Raw genomic sequence first — 19,299 nt, forward strand, 5'->3', positions numbered from 1 at the left:
GCGTGATTTGATTATTCTGTCGCGCAACAGGCCTATACGTACCCTTGGTCGGAGGTGTTCATGAATTCTGTGCGGCCCTTGATCCTGCTCGGACTCCTGGCGTTCGTCGGCGCCGGCGCTGAAGGCTGTGCCAGCAAATCCGTGACCAGTGGAGGCAACAGCACGAAGGTGGCGAAACCACGCGTGGAAGAGCGGATCGACCCGGCGCCGGTACAAGAAGCCGCGCCGCCGCCGGAAGCTCCGCCGGTTCCGCTCCGGTCCGTGGAAATGGCCGCGCGGAACGCCACGGGAGAGCAAAATATTCCCTTCCCCGACGTGCTATTCGATTTCGACCAGTATGTCCTCCGAGATGACGCGCTCACTGCCGTCGAGGACAATGCCAAGCGATTGAAGGAGCACGGCATCACTCGTGTCTTGCTCGAGGGCCGCTGCGACGAAATCGGCACCACGGAATACAACATGGTACTGGGAGAACGACGCGCGCTGAGCGTCAAACACTACCTGGAATCGCTGGGAGTGGGGCAATTGCAGGTGGACGTCACGAGTTTCGGCAAGGACCGGCCGCTGTGTTTGCAACACAACCCGGTGTGCTGGCAGAAGAACCGCAGCGTCCACTTCGTCGTGAAGTAGGCGCATCATCGCCGCGCCGACGGCCAATCCCATCGACCCGCTCTCTGTTTTGTAACAGAAAATTGACTCACCGCTAACTCGGCCGGAATGGACGGCCGGTATCCTCCTTGATCAACGCTCTGGCGGGTGTAGCCCTTGGCCGACCCGCTTCAACACCCACCCAGGAGGAATGAATGGTCAGAATCGGACAGTTGATGACGCAAGACCTGGTCACCGTACCAGCGGGCACGACGGTGGCGGATGCGGCGCGCGTGATGAGCGAGCGCAAGGTCGGGAGCGTGTTCGTGCAACAGCACAACCGTGTCGTCGGCATCGTGACGGAGCCGGACATTGTTCGGAAGGTCGTGGGTGACAGGAAGCCGGCCTGGGGTATTTCAGTTGAAACCATCATGAGTACGCCGGTCATCAGCATCGACGAACGACGGTCGATTCCCGAGGCAGCCGAACTCATGCAACAACATCACACGCGTCACTTGGGGGTGCTGAAAGGCGACGCCATCGTGGGCGTGTTATCGGTTCGCGATCTATTGCAGCCGGTCTCGGACGACGAGTTCTAACCCCCTCTCATCATTCCAAGACTGCGGAGCAGGAGGGGCCGGCTCACACCGGAGCCATCCTCCGACTCTTCACTCTCCTTACCGTTGCCGTCACGACCGGAAACGAGGCTTGGCAGCAAGCCGCGTGGGCATTACGATGTCTGGAGCTTGAACCCGATTCCACGAATGGTCAGGATGCTGGAGGGTTTTGAGGGATCGGCCTCAATCTTCTGGCGAAGCGAATGGATGTGCACATCCAAGGCGTGTTCTTCCAGCGCATAGTCCTCTCCCCACACCCGATTGAGAAGTTCCTGGCGGGGCAAGACCATGCCGGGATGCAGAAGTAGCTGGCGGAGGATCTGAAATTCCTTCGGGGTCAGATCCACAAGTTTGTCCTCAACCCGAACTTCATACCGGGCGACATCCATCGCAATTTTGTTTACCTGCAGCAATGACGTCTGAGCAGTCGCCATCTGTTGCCGGCGCAGAATGGCGCGGATGTGCGCAACCAGTTCGCGAGAACTGGGCGAGCAAAAGACCAGGTCGAAACCTGCCTCAAGATCGGCAATACAGTCATCTTCGCAGCAAGACTGCTCGAAGGGTTGGATCGCAATCACGGCAACGCCGGTCGGAAAGTGATGCCGTTGCAGGACTTCTTCCACAAGCAGGCGTCGATCCACGATGACCAGGGCAGGAGTTTTGCACCGCACCTCTTGGACGGCTGCTGAGACCATCCCGACGACTCGTACCTGACACCCGCTTGCCTCAAGCAGCTTCACCGCGTGGCCACCCAACAGAGGATCTGTCGTCACCACCAATACCGAGTCCTGGACCAGTGTCATGCTCGTGCCCCTCCCGACACCCAGCCTAGAGGGTCGGCGTTGTTTCAGTGTCATCGCCCTGTTACAGACGCGTAAACACTTCCCCTCGGTTGGTTCGCAAAAGGCACTGTTTACAGAAACTTAAGAGAGCAGTGATGGTTGTGTCACCGACGACCCCGATACTCACTGGCGTGAAATGAATGGAGCCGTTCGGTTTTCAAACAGGGTCAACCGATTAGGAGGAATGATGGATTACTGCGGTATGCATGGTTTGAAATGGTCGGCGGCAGCCCTCTGTCTCGGAGGCGTGCTCGTGACGCTGCCTGACTATGTGTCGGCTGGGTCGGGACCGACGCTGATCGCGCAAGGGTCCGCGCAATCGAGTCAGGCGGTGTCGCCCTTCGAGACAGCTCCTCACGCAACCCCGGTTGCGACCGGCGGCGAGCGTGAAACGTCGGGGCAGCGACTCTCGATTGAGAGCACGTCGTTGGAGAGCCTCTTGCTGGAGAAGGGGATTATCACTCAAGAAGACTGGATTCGGCTCAAGGCCGAGGAAGAGCGCCGTATTTTCGAGCAGTCGGCAGAACTGCAAATGGCCGGCAATCCGCGCTGGTATGAGCGGATCCGTATCACCGGCTACATGCAGTTCAAATACAACATGGGCGCCACCGACCGACGGTTTGATTTGCCCTTAAACGATAGCTTCGGTGATCAACAGGGAAACGAATTCTATGCCCGACGGCTTCGCCTGGTCTTTCAAGGTCAGGTGTCTGAACGCGTGGCGTTTTTCACCCAGTTCGCCCTGGAGGGCGGGCAGCAGACACTGGCGAACAATGAAATGATCGACGCCTATTCGGACTTCTACATCACCAAGGACAAGGAGCATCGGATTCGGTGGGGGCTCCACCGTGTCCCCAACTCCTTCGATACCTACCGATCGAGCACCAACCGGCAGGAGATGGACCGGCATGAGTCGATCCAAAGCGGCGCGCCGGGCGAACGGGACCTGGGCGTGGCCTACTACTGGAGTCCTAAGATCGCACAGGAGCGGTTTGCTCAGCTCGCGGCCTACCACAATGGACCGGGCGACTATGGCGTCTTCGGTATCATGGTCTACAACGGGCAATCCCGGAGCCGCCTGGAACTGAACAAGGACAAGCATATCGGAGCCAAATTAGCCTATCCGTTTCAGTTTCCGAACGGACGACTGCTGGAAGCCGGCGTCCTCGGCTATCACGGAGTGTTTGCCGTGCAGGGAGCGAGTCAGCCGACTGTCGCGAGTGCGGCCAGATGTATCAGCCCTCTGACTTCGGAGGGCGGCTGCGATATCAAGGATCAACGTGTCACTGCCTACGTGTGGACTCCGCCACAACCCTGGGGACTCCTGGCGGAATTCACCGTCGGTCGCGGCCCTAAACGGAACGCTCAGACCAACTTCATCGAGGAAAGTAATGTGGTTGGTGGCTACGTACAGGGTTATTACACCTGGCGCTACTCCGATGTCGGTATGTTGACCCCTTACGTTCGTTACGGCGAATACTATGGAGGTTTCAAATCCTTGAACGGAGCTCCGGATGGACAATCACGGACGTGGAATATTGGTTTGGTGTGGGAGCCTGACACCCATTTCCGGTTTGTGACGGACTGGGTGTTTAAGGATGGTTTGAACAGTACCCTCGTCGCGAACCGTGCTCAAAGTGACTTTGACGCATCGCAACTGCGCTTCCAGGCGCAGTGGTTCTGGAATTAAAAGACCTGTCCTTCAGGGTGTCCGGAATCGCAGTTCCGGGCACCCTCCTTCTCAGGACCGAGTCCGACCAATCTCACCTCTCCGCCGCCACTGTACCGAGGTTGACCCTGCGTGCGAGCGAGGCCTCAGCGATCCTCGATTACCAAGACCGAGGCGGGTACGACCAACGGTTTGTGGACTGCGGCCCGAGTCGCGTCATGGGGCTGGAGGGACAGGCGATGGTTTAGGCTCAGAGGCTAGACGTTGGAGGTCGATGGTCAGGATACGGCCCTCATCGATGTAAGGCCAGGACGGCCGCTTCTCAGCCGGTACGACAGCCGAGGGTGAGGCAAACTCTACTCGAAAACTCGTCCGAGAAATGGGAACGAGCGGACTATCGATGGGATCAAAATCCGTCACCATGTTTTGATTCATCCCGTCGGTCGGGAGTGTCCGATCGTTAGCGAGGATGACGATCAGATAGTCGCCCTGCGCGAACAGTCCCCCGGAGGTAATCGCCAACCCGACGCCGGCGTCGGAAAAGCGACGATAAAACGTTACCAGCTCATCGGGCTTGGCTTCCGTCAACGCGCGACTGAGTTTCGGGGCCAATGCCTGGATCTCAGCGGATGAAAAGGCTGGGTTGGCTTGAGCCTGTCCCGTGATCAAGGACCCGATAAATCCCGTCCGGGGTACGACCCGCAGGCCGCCAAGAACACGGGTCATCTGCTCGGGTGATACATGAGCCGGGTGGTCATGCCCGGTGTTGGAGTGATCATCCTTATAGAGCCGGATGGCGGTGATGGGATCTTGATACAGGGTTCGCGGCGGTAGAGGTGCCGCGCAACCGAATTGCGACACGATAACAAGGAGAAACGTGAGCACGAGTGATCGACACAGTGTGGGGTCCATTGATTCGATCTCCATTGTATGGCTTGTCAGGTACAGGCGGTCGGGAGGTCCTGTGATGTCCACGTCGGAATCGATCTCGCATCGTATCAGAGAAATGCAAAAAAGGGAGCGTCCGACATGTCGAACGCTCCCGATTCCTTCAGTAGACGAGAGATTCGTTGCTCTCTAACGCGTTTACCGTTCGGCCACTTGCAAATCAGGATCGGGGACCGTGACCACAGCCTTATTGGCCAATCCCAGGCCCTGAAGATTCGTTGCTACCTGGGTGGCGCTGAGTGGATAGAGGCTCGCACGTGCGACCGTCTCCTGCCCCTGGCGACTGTTGACGAAGGCCAGAAATTCTTCAACGATCGGATCCAGTTTCTCTTTCGGGCTCTTCTTCACATAAAGATACAAGGAACGGCTCAGCGGATAGGCACCGGAGGTGACGGTGTCCACCGACGGCAACAGGGCCGGTCCTTCGGGTTGGGCGGCGATGGGAACCTGGCGCACGGCCGAGATGTTGAAGCCAGCGCCGGCATAGCCGACGGCCAGAGGGTCCTGAGCGATCGCCAGGACCTCTGACGCCGAGCCGGGCTGTTCAATGACGCCGTCCACCAGATCCCCGTCCTTCAGGGCGACATGCTTGAAAAATTCCCTAGTGCCGGATCGTTTGTCTCGCCCGTACAGATGCACCGGCTGCTTCGCCAGCGCCGAATTGCCCACCCCCAGTTGGCTCCAATTGGTAATGGAATCGAGTCCTCGCTTATGTTCCTTGCCGAAAATGGCGTCCACCTCCGCCAAGGTCAGTCGCTGAATTGGATTGTCCTTGTTCACATAGACGGCGACGGCGTCCATGGCAATGGGCACCTCCAGGGGACGATAGCCATAATTGGATTCAAATCCCTTGGACTCTGCCTCCGTCAACTGCCGGGAAGAAGCGAGCAACTCAACCGTGTTGGAGCCGGCAGTTCCACGGCTTTGAGCCTTGTCCCCGCGTCGTTGATAGGAGAGACCCAGCAAAAACTCGCGAATGGCTGCGCTCGAGCCGGTCCCCTCGACCGCAATTTGTGCACCGGGATGGAGACTCGAGAACTGCGCCGCAAGCTTTGAAATCAGCGGCCTCATGGTGTCCGACCCAGCAATGCTCAGTTTCCCCTGGAGGCCGTTCTGGGTGGCATAGGGTGCGATGCCAGGGGCGACGATTGGTCCACCGTCGACACTGAGCCCTGCATGTTCCGCCGCTGCCTGGCCCGCGAACAGCGTCAGCAGGGTGCCGGCTGTGATTGCCATGAGCAGCGAAACTCTACTCCCCTCGTAGCCAGAACGTGTCTGCTCTTCACTCATGTCGTTCCTCCGTATGAAAGTGATATCAGTCCTTGCACAGCCGCGTGAGCCAACGTGCGCCTCAATGTCCCTATGGCTCACCATGATAGGAGACCCCGATTGCCACCCCATTAGGGCATGGTTAACTCTGTGTTAACTTTCCCGATCCAAGTGATTCTTCGCTCGTTTGCCCCGCCGAGCCTTCCTCGGCCTGAGGTCGGCCCACGAAGTAACGTCGCCGTAACGCTGTCTTGAGTTGCTCGGAACAACAGTCTTCTACACTGCAAAGCGACGATTGATCTTCCCGCTCATAGAGGAGGCGTTCCGATGTCGACAGAATTATTGATGACTCCAATTTCAACCGACGCAACGTTCTTTATCACCATGTCGCTCCTGGTAGGACTGTTCATGGGTCTATGGTCCGTCATGATCAAGAATGGATGGTGAGCTCGAATCGTGACGGCCTTCAGGCCCCTTATCATGAAAGGAACCAGCACGGATGACGTCGCTTAATCTTCAACCTCGTCTCCCTCGAATCAATGTGTTCCTGGATCGGCTCTTAGATACCGATCTCACCGATGTCTGGGTAAAGGGCATCAAGACGGTGTTGAGCCTACTCATCGTGACGATCTTGGCAGCGTTGGCCGGCGGTGTCATCAAGACCTTCCTGGATATCCGCTTCATCATCGAAGGGCCGGTGGAAGTGGGGCTCCGCCACATCATCGTGGATACCCTCATTCTGCTGGCAGTGGTCGAGGTGTTCAAAACCACGTTGACGTACTTTTCAGAAGGCCGCGTGAAGGTCACCTTCATCGTCGATACCATCCTGGTGGTGATGTTGACGGAGATCATTTCGCTCTGGTTCAAGGACGCCGACCACGGCAAATTGCTTTCCCTGGGAGCCATTCTGCTGGCGCTCGGCGCGATCCGGGTGGTCGCGGTCCGCTGTTCCCCCGTCCATGGAGACGGCAGCGGCAAGGGATGTTTCGGTGGGCGCGGTGAGAACTAGACACGTCCGATCCGGACAATTTACCCCACGTTAACGTCTCCCTGAGACGGCAGTGATTCAATGGGCGTACACCGTACCCATACGTTGAACGGCTTCCGTGACCGCCGCTCGATCGTCTGCCCACCAACCCCCAACCAGGAGGACCACCATGGTGCCTTCACCCGTCTCTTTGGAGAGTGCCACATTAGTCCGCGATCTCTTGAGCGTTCGTCGGTCCGTCACGTTGGAGCAACTCGTGGCCTTGCTGCCCGAGCTCACCTGGAACCAGGTGTTCACCACCGTGGATGAGCTAAGCCGACGCGGTGAGATCCTGCTCTTCCGGCGCGGATTCACGTACGAAGTCGAGTGGTCGGCTGCCAGGCCCAAGACGTTTTTCTGTGTCGGGTGAGCGTGCTTGACTGCTCAACCGTCGGCGTGTAATCCCAATGTTCATGGACCAGCACGCTTCCCACACAGAACAAGATCTCGACATGGCTGCAGCGGAAACACCCAAGTATGGCGTGAGGGCTGTCGGAATATGGAAGTCGTGCTGATCGGCGTAGCGGCCTTGCTGGCCTCCGGCCTGACCTTCTTCTCCGGGTTCGGCGTGGGGACGATCCTGATGCCGGTGTTCGCGCTGTTTTTTCCAGTCCCGCTGGCCATCGCGGCCACGGCAGTGGTGCACTTCGCCAACAATCTCTTCAAATTCGGATTAATGGCCAAGCAGGCCGACTGGCGAGTGGTGGCTCGATTCGGTGTTCCGGCGGCCTTCGCCGCGATGGGTGGAGCGGTTCTCCTGACGCTGTTTGATCGGCTGCCGGTCGTGGCCAATTACAGTCTGGGCGATTCGACGTTCACGGTCACAACCGTCAAGGCGGTGATCGGTGTCCTCATCATGGTGTTTGCCTTGTTGGAATTCTGGCCACGCTTTCAATCCTTGACGTTCCCGCCGCGTTGGCTCCCACTGGGAGGAGCGCTGTCGGGATTCTTCGGCGGCCTGTCCGGCAACCAAGGCGCATTCCGTTCGGCCTTCCTGTTGAAAGCCGGCCTGTCGAAAGAGGCCTTTGTCGCAACCGGCATTGTCTCAGCGGTCATCGTGGATGCCTCACGGCTCTTGGGGTACGGCATCGGGTTCATGACCGGTCAGTTCACGCAATTCGGCGAACTGGCGGCGCCGGTCTTCGTGGGCACGGTCTGCGCGTGTATGGGTTCGTATGCGGGGATGCGGCTGTTGCAGAAGGTCACGTTCGTCGCTGTGCGGATTGTAGTCGCTGCAGGGATGTTGTTGATCGGCCTCGGGCTCATCACTGGATTGCTCTAGCCGGACGGCATGCGCCCAGCCCCGCCGCGTGGAATCGATAGCGGAATCTCGGCAAGATTTCGATCGAACCCGCATCGCTGTTCTCGAGCGTACGGCGAAGGGTGCGAACGTATTGCTCCGCGTCCTCCGGCGGCATGCCCCGGTGGTCTCCCCCCAAAGCAGCAAGAAAACCCGCGGCCGATACCAGTTCACCTGCTCGCGCCAACATGAATCGGAGGATGGACCGTTCCATGTCCGAGACCGTGAGCTGGCGCTGTTGCAGGGAGACGACAAAACATGACTCCTGCCCCCTGAGCGACCCATTGGAGAGCATGGGCGCCGGCGAAATGGATGGCCGACTTCGACGTAGGACCGCCTGGACGCGTGATACGACCTTGCGTGGCCTGTTTCAGCGCGCGCTCAAGCAGCTGGGCATGAAGCGGTTCGTCTTCGATGATCTGGATCAGCGGAGCGATCATACGGAAATATGGTATGGCCGACAGGTTCCCCTGGCTCAGCATTCGGTTGCGGGACGGTTAACTCAGAAGGCGGGAAAGTTAACAATTCTGTAACATTCCGTTGTTCTCGTCGCAATCAGGCTTTTCTAGGCTCGTGGTCACGATTCAGAACAGGAGACCACCCATGACGCAGTCAGACCTCGCCTTCCGCCGCCCCTTGCGATGGATTCATACGCTCCGCCTCGTCGGCGTCTTGCTCATCCTCCTGTGCGCCTTCCCAGCCCAGGCGGAACAGAGCGGGCCGTTCGCGAGCTTGATGGTTGACCCCAGCCTCGATCGATATGTCGCAAAGTCGCAGATCATCGGGGGATTCCGTGTCCAGGGGTCCGACACCATGCATGCGTTGATGCGGCGATTGGTCTCGGACTTCCAAAGCCGCCAGCCCAAGGTGGCTGTGGAACTGCGATCCGGCGGTTCGACGAAGGCCATCGCCGAGTTTGTCGAGCCGCCTCAACCAGGACGCATCGTGGTGAAGGAGGAACGCGCGAAACAGGCGCTGCTGGTGAGTAGTTCGCGGGAATTGACGGATACCGAGGTGAAGCAGTTCGAGGCGCAACGAGGGTACGAGCCCCTTCGTGTTCCCATTGCCGTGGACGCGGTCGCGCTCTATGTCCACAAGGACAATCCACTGCAGGGCCTGACGTTGGATCAGGTCGATGCAATCTTCTCAACGTCCCGACAGCGTGGGTTCTACAAAGACATTACCCTCTGGGGCGATTTAGGCTTGCCCGACGGATGGGCGAAGGCGCCGATCCAACTGTATGGGCGGGATCGGAAGTCCGGAACCAGGGCCTTCTTCCAGGAGCACGTGCTCGCGGGAGGGGAATTCAAACCGAGTCTCCACGAAGAACCAGGCGCCGCGTCGGTGATCCTGGCACTCAGCCGCGACCAGGTAGGGATTGGGTTCAGTGGTATTGGACTCCAGGCCTCCAGCGTGCGTATCCTGCCGATTGCAGAAGCGGACGGCATGCCGCTGGTGACGCCCTCACCGACTACCGTGGCCGACCAGAGCTACCCGCTCCGCCGCCTCCTCTATTTGTATTTCGACAAGGAGCCCGCCGCCGCCTTACCGCCGGCGATCCAGGAATTCTTGGAGTTTGTGAAAAGCCGTGAGGGACAGGAAGCCGTGGTGCGAGCGGGCTTTTACCCCTTGCCGATGGATCAAGTCGAAAAACTCTCAGTGGCGCTGAAGTCACCGCCTTCCAGCGAAGGCCCAACCAAACAATAGGCGCAGAATCAGCGGGTGGTCGATTTCTTGGAGGGTGCAGGCCGTGGCGCCTGGCCCTTCAAGCCCTTCCGAATCCTCGCCAGTTCTTCCTTCAGATCTTGAAGCTCTCGGCTCTGCTGACTCAGCCGATCTCGAAGATCGAGGTTCGACTGGGTCAACTCGCGGATTTGCGTCCGCAGCTCCTGGGCGGGCTCCGTCGATGGTGAGGACGGCTTGACCTGGCTTTGCACCGTGGCGGGTTGCCTGTTGACGGATAGGTGGACGGTTTCAAAGGGCGCCCACGCAGGCTCCTCCAAGGGCGGCAACCTGACGGCCTCATGCGGTGCCGAGGCCACCAGTGCCATGCCCTTCGTGTCTCGGACATCCCGCTCCTCTCCTCCCGCCGTATCCGCCCTCAGGAAGGCCTTGTGGTCCGTGAGCACGAGATGTACATGCGGTCCTCTCAGAAACAGGGCTCCGGCAGTGGCATCGCCATAGGGTGAAGCAGGATTCGGCAGCCTGAAGAAGACCCGCTGCTCCGGTGTGGCCTGCCGTAAGGCTTCGGCAATCGGGGTGACCACGAGCCGGAGGTCGGCGTCGTCGAACAGACGGATGGCACGCGGGCTGTCGAAGAGTCCTACGATCGTGCCACTCCAGCCGCTGACGCGAAAGGACGCCAAGAGCGGAAGGAGGTCTTGTGGCGACAGCGCGGCAGGGTGCGCGTTGAACGCGGGCGGGGACGATCGCCGGATGGAAGGGTCAGGTTCGACCCCGACCTGAACCCCTTCTCGATCATAGACCAGCCGTCCCGTTCCAAAGGCTTGGCAACCGGTCATCAGCAGCAGACAGAGCCCCACGCACCACCAGAACCGTGACGCGAAGCGACGAGCATGTCGCGGAGCCGACTTTCCTAGCGACATTCGAACTGGACTCCCCACAGGCGGTCCATCCCCATCTGCCCTCGCCACGCGCGGTCGGCGGCTTTACTCACCTTGGGAATTTCACCCTCTCGCAGAATGTGAGATCCCCCGGGGCATTTTGCGGCGATGAGACGAAAGGCGTCACGTCGTCCCGAAGACGCTAAGACCTCCGCATCGGTTTCGTAGTGATAGGACACGAGCCCGCCCCGTTCGCTTTCGCGCACCATTGTCGCATCACCGACACAACCTGCCGTGATCAGAAGAAGCAGCAGCAGACCGATGCCCCACTGGGAACCGGCTGCTCCGGCTCCTGACCGATCGGGACAGGAATGCGCATTCCAGCTCACGGTTGCACGGTGCAGAGCGTCTCTTCCTCCAACGGTTCGTAGCCGCCGCCCGCGTTATAGGGGAATTCGGCAATTTCCTTCCCGCCCGTGTTCCACACATGCAGGCAGCGGCCGGCCAAGGAGGGCAGGTTGCGCTGGACGTCGTCGACGACCACGACCCTCGCCTGCTCGGTCGTCCCGATCACGATCAGGCGATTCCCGGCCCTCAGCCATTTCGCATTGAGCGTCCCGTTATAACGGATTGCAAATTCCCCCGATCGCCGTCCGCCGTCTTTCGGCCCGTAGGCGGGCTGCTGCACGATAGGCAACTGCGTCACGATGATGACCACCCCGTCGGCGGTGCTGTTCACCTGGACGATCCGGCCGCCCAGTTCGACTTTTTGGCCGGTCTTGGCATTGGGAATGGTCCGCCAAGCCGTGAAATCGAAATTCCGGTCCGTGTCGGCCGCCACATCGACCGGAAAGAGTTGCGTGTGGCCGCATCCGACCAGGGTGAGCCCGGCACAGAGAGCCATGGTGGTTAGCACGCGAGTCATGATGTTTCTCCTTACGCTTTCCAGGGTGACTTTGCAACCGGACCCGGAGTCATCGGGACACTTCGCCGGGCTACATGAATCGAATTTGGAACTGAACCAGAAAGGCGTTCTGCGCAAACGCATCGAAGGTCGCATCATAAGGCACCCCGGGGCCGTTCCCTTGGTGATGCCGGAACTCGTAGTTGAACTGGATCTTGGACTGCACCTTCGGCGGGAAATTCTCAAAGTAATAGGTGAGGCCCAGAATAGTGCGGGTGTAGAGGTCGTTGGAGACGCTCGTGCTGGGGTCGAACTGCTCGTACATGACCGTCGGCTCCCAGTTCTGCAGAGGACCGCTCGAGATCAGATACTTCGCGAGGACGTACCAGGTTCGCCGATGGGCGCCCGGCGCACCGGAGCCGCCGCAGACGGTCTGGTCGAGGCAGGCGCCGTTGGCGGGTCTGCCGACCGTGGTTTGGTTGGACCCATCGTGTCCCTGCCACCATTCACCCTGCACCATGAAGCCCGGGATGACCTTTGAGGTGTACCGGAAATCGAGGCCATATCGATCGAAAGCGCCTTTCCCCCGACCGTTGATGTTGGTGTTGGCGTTGTTGGACTCCCCTTGAATGGTGGTGAAACTGATCCAGGACACGTCGCTGCCGAACAGGCGCACGCGGGTATAGAAACTCTTGGGGGCGTTCGCCCCGGTGGCATTCGCGTGAAAGTTGTTGTTGTTCATGATGCCGGCGACATACTCAAGTCGGTTGAAGAGTTTGCCTCGCACATCGACGAAGAAATCTCGCTCCTGCAGGAAGTCGATCGTTCCCGCCGACCCCGTGCGGTTGCCGTTGCCGCTGCCCACAGAAGTCAAGTATGGCGAACTGATGATGTCGCGCAGGCCGCCGGAGGTTTCCGTGAAGATGCCGAACGGCATCCGGAAGATACCCATGCGGATGAAGTTCATGTAGGGCGCCCAGGACTGAACGGGGCGGAAGTCGATGTACGACTCACGGAAAAACGTCGCGGCGATCGGCTGACCCGTGGCGGCCCCGCTGCCTCCCGTCGGCGTTTCCCGACCGAAGTTGATGCTTTGAAACTCCATCAAGGCATGCCACCGCGGCAGCGTGTCGCTGATACGGCCCCAGAATAAAATTTCCGAACGGCGGATGGAGAAATTGTCTTGGCTCTTTCCCTCCGGGACGTGGGCGTCCTGGTGACTATACAGAAACTGCAATGCATTCAACCCGAAGTTCACCTTATCCCGTAGCATCGGCAACAGTTCGGTCCTGGTTTTCCAGTCCTCGATCGCATCGATGCGCCTGGCGTTCTCCGCTCCGCGATATTCCTGTTCGGCGCGAATTTGAATCCATTCGTCCATCGTGATGGAGCCCTTTTGAAGCAGCAGGTCTTCCAGGGAGGTGCCGCCGGGCGGGAGGACGGTCGACGTCCGCTCGGAGGCATCCGAACTTCCCGTTGGCTCAGCCTGAGCAACGAGCCGCGGCCGCCCGTCACGTGACTCTAAGCCGCCGCGCTCCCCTGCTTGAGCTAACGAGGCGAAGCTCCACAAGGCGGTTCCGACCAAACCAATCGTGGCCAGTAGATTCAGCAGGGATTTCATGGACGCTCCTCTCTCATCAGAAGACATGCATGCTCATCCAGACTGTCAGGCGCAGAGCTAAGCGCGAGAGGTCACGGGGAAATTGCCGCAATGTTACAGGAGCGTTAATTAGAATTAACCGCCTCTTAACACGGGTGCCATGTTCACGAAATACAGTCGCAGTACCGTGAGGCAACGAAAGGACGCCATTATGCCTGATCTTGTGGTTCGTGTGCGGACAACAATGAGCGTGGTCACGATCCTGGCTCTTTATGTACTGATCATCCTTCCGCCGGCTTGCGCCGGCCAATCCGATGGGAAAGAGGCTTCGCTGCGGCCTTATCAAAAGGTCAGCGGCGTCTCCGGCACCATCAACAGCATCGGCTCCGATACCCTGAACAATCTGATCACCCTCTGGGCCGAGGGGTTCCGGAAGCAATATCCCAACGTCAAGATCCAGGTCGAAGGGAAGGGCTCCAGCACCGCTCCGCCAGCCCTCATCGAGGGCACCGCGCAACTGGGCCCTATGTCGCGCACCATGAAGTCCAGCGAGATTGATGCATTTGAATCCAAGTTCGGGTATCCGCCCACCGCCTATCCGGTGGCGGTGGATGCCTTAGCCCTCTTCGTCAACAAGGACAATCCCATCAAGGGGTTCACGATTCCCGAAGTCGATGCGTTGTTCTCCAAGTCCCGGCGGCAAGGCCACACGGCCGACATTACTCGCTGGGGGGAAATGGGCTTGAACGGTGATTGGGCTACCGCCCCGATCAGCCTGTACGGCAGAAATTCCGCGTCAGGCACCTATGGGTTTTTCAAAGAACATGCGCTCAAGAATGGAGACTTCAAGGATCACGTGAAGGAGCAGCCAGGCTCCGCCTCGGTCGTGCAGGGCATCAGCGAAGACCGCAACGGCATCGGGTACAGCGGAATCGGGTACACCACGTCGGGGGTCCGGATGGTGCCGTTGGCAGCGAAGGCCGGGCAGCCCTTCGTGGAGCCGACCCAGGCCAACACGAGAAACGGGAGTTATCCGCTCTGGCGGTATCTCTACATTTACGTGAATCAAGCACCGGGCAAGCCCCTTCCTCCGATCGTCACGCAGTTCTTGACCTATGTCTACAGCAAGGAAGGCCAAGCCGATGTGCTCCGAGATGGGTACTTCCCTGTCGAGGGGAGCGTGGCCGAGCAGCAGCTGGCGAAAATCCGGTAACGGGAAAAGGAGTCGTTGGGGGAGATGGCCGGATCGTTTCGCATTCGTTCTTGGCTCGATCGGTCCTCCGCCATCGTGATTACGGCGGGGGGCTTGGCCACCATCGTCAGCATTTTGGGCATCTTCTTTTTTCTCTTCCGCGAAGTGACGCCCCTCTTCACGACCCCGACGGCGAAGTTGACCCAGCGCCTGACTTTGCCGTCCTTTCTCACGACGCAAAGCCCTGTGCAACTGGTGGTGGACGAGCATCGGGAAATCGCGCAAGTCCTCACGGCAGGTGGAGTGCATTTCGTAGAGCTGGCCTCAGGCAACCCGATCCCGATGGAATCGCCGGCGATGCTCAAGGGGCGGCACATCACTGCAGCGGCCCACGGCGGCGGAGTCAGCCCACGGTATGCATTGGGAACGGCCGAGGGCGAGGTTCTATTGCTGAAAATGGGAACGACCACCGACTTCACGGACCATGGCGAGCGCCGAAAGCGGCCAACCATCCGAGTTGGGCAATCGATTCGCCTGACAGAGGAGCCCATCACAGAGCTCACCTATCGCTTTAATGATCGAGAGCAGGTGGTGGCGCTCCTCACGCAGACGGGGGAATTGTTGGTCGCGCGCTGGCCCTCTGACGACTCGGCTGCCGCAGAGCGTCGCATCACCCCTGTCGTCCTCCCTTCCGGGCGCGCCACCGCGTTGGCGCTGGACGCGGCGCTTGAGCATCTGTATGTGGGCACATCGGACGGGGTCGTTTGGCACGTCACCCTGTTGGACACAGGCGAGCCTGACAGTCAGAGCATCGACGCGGTCCCGGCTGCGTCAGCCGCAATTACCGAACTGGGGTTCCTGAACGGCGATCGTAGTCTGGTCGTGATGACCGGAGACGGCGCGGTCTCGACCTGGGGCCTGGTTCGAGTGCGCGACGCTGCGTCTGGTTGGCGCCTGACGCAAATGCATGACTTCCGCTCGCACGGCGCCCCGATCACGGCCTTTGCGCCCTCTCAGCGAGTCAAGGGGTTCGTCACAGCCGATGCCACGGGCCACATCTTTCTCCATCATGCGACATCGAGCGAGACACTCATTCGGCTCGCAAACGGCGAGTCCCCGATTCGCGCCCTGGCCTATGCCCCCAAGGGAGACGGACTGGCGGTCTTCGACGCGGTCGGACGGCTGAGCCTCTATCAGGTGCGGAATCCCTATCCCGAAGTGACGTTCGGCACATTGTTCGGCAAGGTGTGGTACGAGGGCTACGATGCCCCCGCCCATGTCTGGCAATCGTCGTCCGGCTCGGATGATTTCGAGCCGAAGTTCGGCTTGATGCCGCTTGCATTCGGCACCCTCAAGGGAACGATCTATGCCCTGTTCCTCGCGGTGCCGATCGCCATTTTCGCAGCCATCTGCACCTCACAGTTCATGCACCCCGACCTCAGGGCGAACATTAAACCGATCATTGAGGTCATGGCAGCCCTACCGACCGTCGTCTTGGGCTTCCTCGCGGGCCTGTGGTTGGCCCCTCTGTTGGAGCGACAGTTGCCAGCCGTGGCCGCCATGGCCGTGGTGTTGCCGCTGCTCGTGCTCCTCTGTGCTTTTGCATGGCAACTCATGCCCATCTCCGTGCGGCAACGCCTCCGTCCCGGGTACGAAGCCTTATTGCTCATCCCGATATTGGCCCTGGGGATCGCGGCCTGTTGGTGGGCCAACCCGCTCATCGAGGCCTGGTTGTTCGACGGAAACATCAAAACGTGGCTCACCGACCATCTGGGCATTCAGTACGACCAGCGCAATGCATTGGTGGTGGGCATCGTCATGGGATTCGCCATTGTCCCCATCATCTACAGCATCGCGGAAGAGGCCCTTTCCAATGTACCCAAGAGCCAGATCGCGGGCTCACTCGCATTGGGCGCAACCCGATGGCAGACCGTTCGGCATCTGGTGCTGCTTTCAGCGAGCCCCGGCATCTTCTCCGCCGTCATGATCGGCTTCGGGCGGGCCATCGGCGAGACGATGATCGTGCTCATGGCGACGGGCAATACGCCCATCCTGGATTGGAATTGGGCCAACGGCTTCCGCACCCTGTCGGCCAACATTGCTGTGGAAATTCCCGAGGCGCCCCAAGGAGGGACGCTGTATCGGGTCCTCTTCCTGGCCGCCCTGCTGCTCTTCATCGTAACCTTCGTCATCAACTCGATCGCCGAAGTCGTTCGACAGCGATTGCGCAACAAATACAGCCATGGGTGAGGACCGGTGAGACTGACAACGTTCTGGCGTAGTGGCGAACCGTTCATCTGGATGACGGCCGCCGGTGTGGCGCTTAGCCTCCTCATGGTCGGCGGAATGCTCCTCCTCATCATGGTCAACGGACTCGGCCAGTTCTGGCCTGCGGCTCTGACCGAGCATGTACTGACAACCGGAGAATTGGTGCTGGGACAGGTCGTCGGGAAAGAAGTCATTCCTTCCACCGTGACGCCTGACCGGCCGGAAGGCCGGCTACGCTTCCGCCTTCGAGTCGGCAATCGCGACGTGCTCGGATCCGACTATCGCTGGGTGAATGCCGACGACATCGCCTCGACCACTCAACCAAAAGAGGCGGCCTTCATCGAGCGGCGTGAATGGGGCCCGGCCTATGGCCGGATCACCGCCGTGGTGGAAGGCGAGGTGGAACGGCCCGTCGCGTCCTGGCAAGAGATCACGACACTCGTGGGCGAAGCGAATGAACTGCGTGAGAAGATCGCGCAGCTGGAGCGAGACGAGATCGGCGCGATCAACCACCGCATCGAAGCCGCGCGCCTGGCCCGGCAAGCCCTGCTCGCCGATGGGACGGTCAGCCACGAGGAAGCGGCCGAAGACCGGCTGATCACCGAGCGGTTGTCCCACCTCGAGCGACAATATCAGGAGAAAACGGCTGTGCTGGAGCAATGGCATCGCGAAGCGGGACGGAAAGCGCTGATCCTGACGCTCGCCAACGGCAAGACGACCCGCATCTCCCTGGATCGGGCCTTAGCCGTGAGCCGTCCCAATGCTATGGGCCCTGTCGAAAAGCTGGGCTTCTACCTGCGGAACCTGTGGAACTTCGTTTCGACCGAGCCGCGCGAGGCCAATACCGAAGGCGGCATCTTCCCGGCCATTTTCGGGACCGTGCTCATGGTGTTCGTGATGACGGCGGCGGTCATGCCTTTTGGGGTCATGGCGGCCGTCTATCTGCGCGAGTATGCCACCCAGGGTCTGGTGGTCCGGCTCGTGCGCATCGCCGTCAACAACCTGGCAGGGGTCCCCTCGATCGTGTTCGGCGTGTTCGGCCTGGCCTTCTTCGTCTACGCATTGGGCGGCACGATCGACCAGTGGTTCTTTCCCGAAGCCTTGCCCAATCCGACCTATGGCACCGGCGGCATCCTGTGGGCATCGCTGACGTTGGCCCTGCTGACTGTCCCGGTGGTCATCGTGGCGACGGAGGAAGGCCTCTCCGCGGTGCCGAAAGATTTTCGTGAAGGCTCGGTCGGGCTGGGCGCCACCAAGTTTGAAACGATCCGGCATGTCATCCTCCCCTGCGCCCTGCCCGGCATCCTCACGGGCCTGATCCTGGCCATGGCCCGCGCGGCTGGCGAGGTGGCACCCTTGATGCTCACAGGCGTGGTCAAACTGGCCCCGGCCTTGCCCCTGGACCAATATCTCCCCTTCCTCCATCTGGATCGGAAGTTCATGCATCTGGGATTTCATATTTACGACGTCGGGTTTCAATCGCCCAACGTAGAGGCGGCCAAACCGATGGTGTACATGACGACGCTCATCCTGATCCTGGTCGTCGTGTTGTTGAATTGGGTGGCGGTGAGCCTGCGCAACCGTTTGCGCCGTCGTTACGCCACCTCGGCGGTGTAACCCTTGAGAGGAGTGTCCATGGACATGCAGTCTGAACGTTTGGCGATACCGGCGCCGGCCACCTTCCCCTCCCCTTCCGCCAAGATCAGACCGGCCCGTGAACCGCAACCGGCCTCCCCCCTGGATGCCAAGGTCCTGGTGCGGGGGTTGGACTTTTTCTACGGGGAGCGGCAGACTCTGTTTCGCGTCTCGTTGACGGTCCGCAGCCATTCCGTCACGGCGTTCATCGGCCCATCCGGCTGCGGCAAGTCCACTCTGCTCCGCTGCCTGAACCGAATGAACGACCTGGTCGAAGGCGCCAGGATCGCCGGTCGAGTGGAATTGGACGGCGTCGACATCTACAGCCTGGGCATCGACGTCACCGACCTCAGGAAACGCGTGGGCATGGTCTTCCAGAAATCCAATCCGTTTCCCAAATCCATCTACGACAACGTGGCCTACGGGCCGCGTCTGCATGGAACCCGAGACAAACGCCGGCTGGACGAACTGGTGGAACAGAGCCTGAAGGGTGCAGGCCTCTGGGACGAGGTCAAGGACCGGCTGGCACAGAGCGCCCTGGGACTGTCAGGAGGGCAACAACAGCGTCTCTGCATCGCGCGCGCCCTCGCGGTCCAGCCGGAGGTCATCCTGATGGACGAGCCCTGTTCGGCCCTCGACCCGATTGCGACCGCCAAGATCGAAGAGCTCATTTATACCTTGAAGGATACCTACACCGTCGTGATCGTGACGCACAACATGCAACAGGCCGCACGCGTCTCGGATCAATGCGGCTTTTTCCTGATGGGCGAGCTGGTCGAGTTCGGGGATACCAAACACATCTTCACCACGCCGCGCGATAAGCGGACCGAAGACTACATTACCGGTCGCTTCGGATAGAGACGGAGGGAGGCGCAG

20 protein-coding genes are annotated in these 19,299 nt (G+C 60.0%); 12 read left to right on the forward strand and 8 right to left on the reverse strand.

Annotated elements, in window-relative coordinates; all coding sequences use genetic code 11:
* The first annotated feature begins 60 nt into the window (after window positions 1-60).
* Together HRU82_00815 and HRU82_00820 are read left to right on the forward strand one after the other, a co-directional pair.
* Window positions 61-630: an OmpA family protein gene (locus HRU82_00815; protein ID QOJ33576.1), complete on the forward strand. Its 570-nt coding sequence runs from the start codon at window positions 61-63 to the stop codon at window positions 628-630.
* A 173-nt stretch (window positions 631-803) separates the two neighbouring features.
* Window positions 804-1,187 (forward strand): CBS domain-containing protein, encoded by a 384-nt coding sequence (locus HRU82_00820; GenBank protein QOJ33577.1) that lies wholly within the window; start codon window positions 804-806, stop codon window positions 1,185-1,187.
* A gap of 131 nt (window positions 1,188-1,318) precedes the next feature.
* On the opposite strand, the gene HRU82_00825 is transcribed toward HRU82_00820, so the two are convergent.
* On the reverse strand, window positions 1,319-2,008 hold the full coding sequence (locus HRU82_00825; GenBank protein QOJ33578.1) for a response regulator transcription factor: 690 nt from the start codon (window positions 2,006-2,008) through the stop codon (window positions 1,319-1,321).
* Window positions 2,009-2,249: 241 nt separating this feature from the next.
* Here HRU82_00825 and HRU82_00830 point away from each other — a divergent pair, with 241 nt between their 5' ends.
* A complete protein-coding gene (locus HRU82_00830) occupies window positions 2,250-3,737 on the forward strand; it encodes a hypothetical protein (protein QOJ33579.1) in 1,488 nt (495 codons plus the stop codon).
* 195 nt (window positions 3,738-3,932) lie between these two features.
* Here HRU82_00830 and HRU82_00835 read toward each other — a convergent pair whose 3' ends face one another.
* Complete coding sequence (locus HRU82_00835; GenBank protein ID QOJ33580.1) at window positions 3,933-4,628, reverse strand: hypothetical protein; 696 nt, start codon at window positions 4,626-4,628, stop codon at window positions 3,933-3,935.
* Window positions 4,629-4,802: 174 nt separating this feature from the next.
* Window positions 4,803-5,954, reverse strand: coding sequence for a PstS family phosphate ABC transporter substrate-binding protein (locus HRU82_00840; protein ID QOJ33581.1), 1,152 nt, complete (start codon window positions 5,952-5,954; stop codon window positions 4,803-4,805).
* A gap of 478 nt (window positions 5,955-6,432) precedes the next feature.
* Between HRU82_00840 and HRU82_00845 the strand changes: the two genes are divergently transcribed.
* The 3 genes from HRU82_00845 (at window position 6,433) to HRU82_00855 (ending at window position 8,242) form a co-directional block, all read left to right on the forward strand.
* Window positions 6,433-6,942 (forward strand): phosphate-starvation-inducible PsiE family protein, encoded by a 510-nt coding sequence (locus HRU82_00845; protein ID QOJ33582.1) that lies wholly within the window; start codon window positions 6,433-6,435, stop codon window positions 6,940-6,942.
* Window positions 6,943-7,090: 148 nt separating this feature from the next.
* Complete coding sequence (locus tag HRU82_00850) at window positions 7,091-7,330, forward strand: hypothetical protein (protein QOJ33583.1); 240 nt, start codon at window positions 7,091-7,093, stop codon at window positions 7,328-7,330.
* A 129-nt stretch (window positions 7,331-7,459) separates the two neighbouring features.
* Window positions 7,460-8,242, forward strand: coding sequence for a sulfite exporter TauE/SafE family protein (locus HRU82_00855; GenBank protein ID QOJ33584.1), 783 nt, complete (start codon window positions 7,460-7,462; stop codon window positions 8,240-8,242).
* Here HRU82_00855 and HRU82_00860 read toward each other — a convergent pair.
* Window positions 8,226-8,474, reverse strand: coding sequence for a hypothetical protein (locus HRU82_00860; protein ID QOJ33585.1), 249 nt, complete (start codon window positions 8,472-8,474; stop codon window positions 8,226-8,228). The genes HRU82_00855 and HRU82_00860 overlap by 17 nt on opposite strands.
* On the opposite strand from HRU82_00860, the gene HRU82_00865 reads away from it, so the two are divergent.
* Window positions 8,473-8,793, forward strand: coding sequence for a hypothetical protein (locus HRU82_00865; GenBank protein QOJ33586.1), 321 nt, complete (start codon window positions 8,473-8,475; stop codon window positions 8,791-8,793). The two genes, HRU82_00860 and HRU82_00865, sit on opposite strands and share 2 nt — an antisense overlap.
* Before the next feature lie 70 nt (window positions 8,794-8,863).
* Entirely contained in the window at window positions 8,864-9,967 is a 1,104-nt protein-coding gene (locus tag HRU82_00870) for a PstS family phosphate ABC transporter substrate-binding protein (GenBank protein ID QOJ33587.1), read from the forward strand.
* A gap of 8 nt (window positions 9,968-9,975) precedes the next feature.
* On the opposite strand, the gene HRU82_00875 is transcribed toward HRU82_00870, so the two are convergent.
* From HRU82_00875 to HRU82_00890, 4 genes are all read right to left on the reverse strand, one after another.
* Entirely contained in the window at window positions 9,976-10,866 is an 891-nt protein-coding gene (locus tag HRU82_00875; protein ID QOJ33588.1) for a hypothetical protein, read from the reverse strand.
* Window positions 10,857-11,213: a hypothetical protein gene (locus HRU82_00880; GenBank protein ID QOJ33589.1), complete on the reverse strand. Its 357-nt coding sequence runs from the start codon at window positions 11,211-11,213 to the stop codon at window positions 10,857-10,859. The genes HRU82_00875 and HRU82_00880 overlap by 10 nt, the downstream gene beginning before the upstream one ends.
* The gene (locus HRU82_00885; GenBank protein ID QOJ33590.1) at window positions 11,210-11,749 is read right to left on the reverse strand and encodes a Slp family lipoprotein; all 540 of its coding nucleotides are present in this window, start codon (window positions 11,747-11,749) and stop codon (window positions 11,210-11,212) included. The genes HRU82_00880 and HRU82_00885 overlap by 4 nt, the downstream gene beginning before the upstream one ends.
* 70 nt (window positions 11,750-11,819) lie before the next feature.
* Window positions 11,820-13,349: a hypothetical protein gene (locus HRU82_00890; protein QOJ33591.1), complete on the reverse strand. Its 1,530-nt coding sequence runs from the start codon at window positions 13,347-13,349 to the stop codon at window positions 11,820-11,822.
* 223 nt (window positions 13,350-13,572) lie between these two features.
* Here HRU82_00890 and HRU82_00895 point away from each other — a divergent pair, with 223 nt between their 5' ends.
* Genes HRU82_00895 through HRU82_00910 form a run of 4 tightly spaced genes read left to right on the forward strand, consistent with a single transcriptional unit; the run spans window position 13,573 to window position 19,281 of the window.
* Complete coding sequence (locus HRU82_00895) at window positions 13,573-14,541, forward strand: phosphate ABC transporter substrate-binding protein (protein QOJ37067.1); 969 nt, start codon at window positions 13,573-13,575, stop codon at window positions 14,539-14,541.
* A 24-nt stretch (window positions 14,542-14,565) separates the two neighbouring features.
* Window positions 14,566-16,770: an ABC transporter permease subunit gene (locus HRU82_00900; protein ID QOJ33592.1), complete on the forward strand. Its 2,205-nt coding sequence runs from the start codon at window positions 14,566-14,568 to the stop codon at window positions 16,768-16,770.
* A 12-nt stretch (window positions 16,771-16,782) separates the two neighbouring features.
* On the forward strand, window positions 16,783-18,405 hold the full coding sequence (gene pstA / locus HRU82_00905; GenBank protein QOJ37068.1) for a phosphate ABC transporter permease PstA: 1,623 nt from the start codon (window positions 16,783-16,785) through the stop codon (window positions 18,403-18,405).
* A gap of 24 nt (window positions 18,406-18,429) precedes the next feature.
* Window positions 18,430-19,281 (forward strand): phosphate ABC transporter ATP-binding protein, encoded by an 852-nt coding sequence (locus HRU82_00910; GenBank protein QOJ33593.1) that lies wholly within the window; start codon window positions 18,430-18,432, stop codon window positions 19,279-19,281.
* The last annotated feature ends 18 nt before the right edge of the window (window positions 19,282-19,299 follow it).

This window comes from Nitrospira sp., from assembly GCA_015709715.1.
Lineage (GTDB): Bacteria > Nitrospirota > Nitrospiria > Nitrospirales > Nitrospiraceae > Nitrospira_A.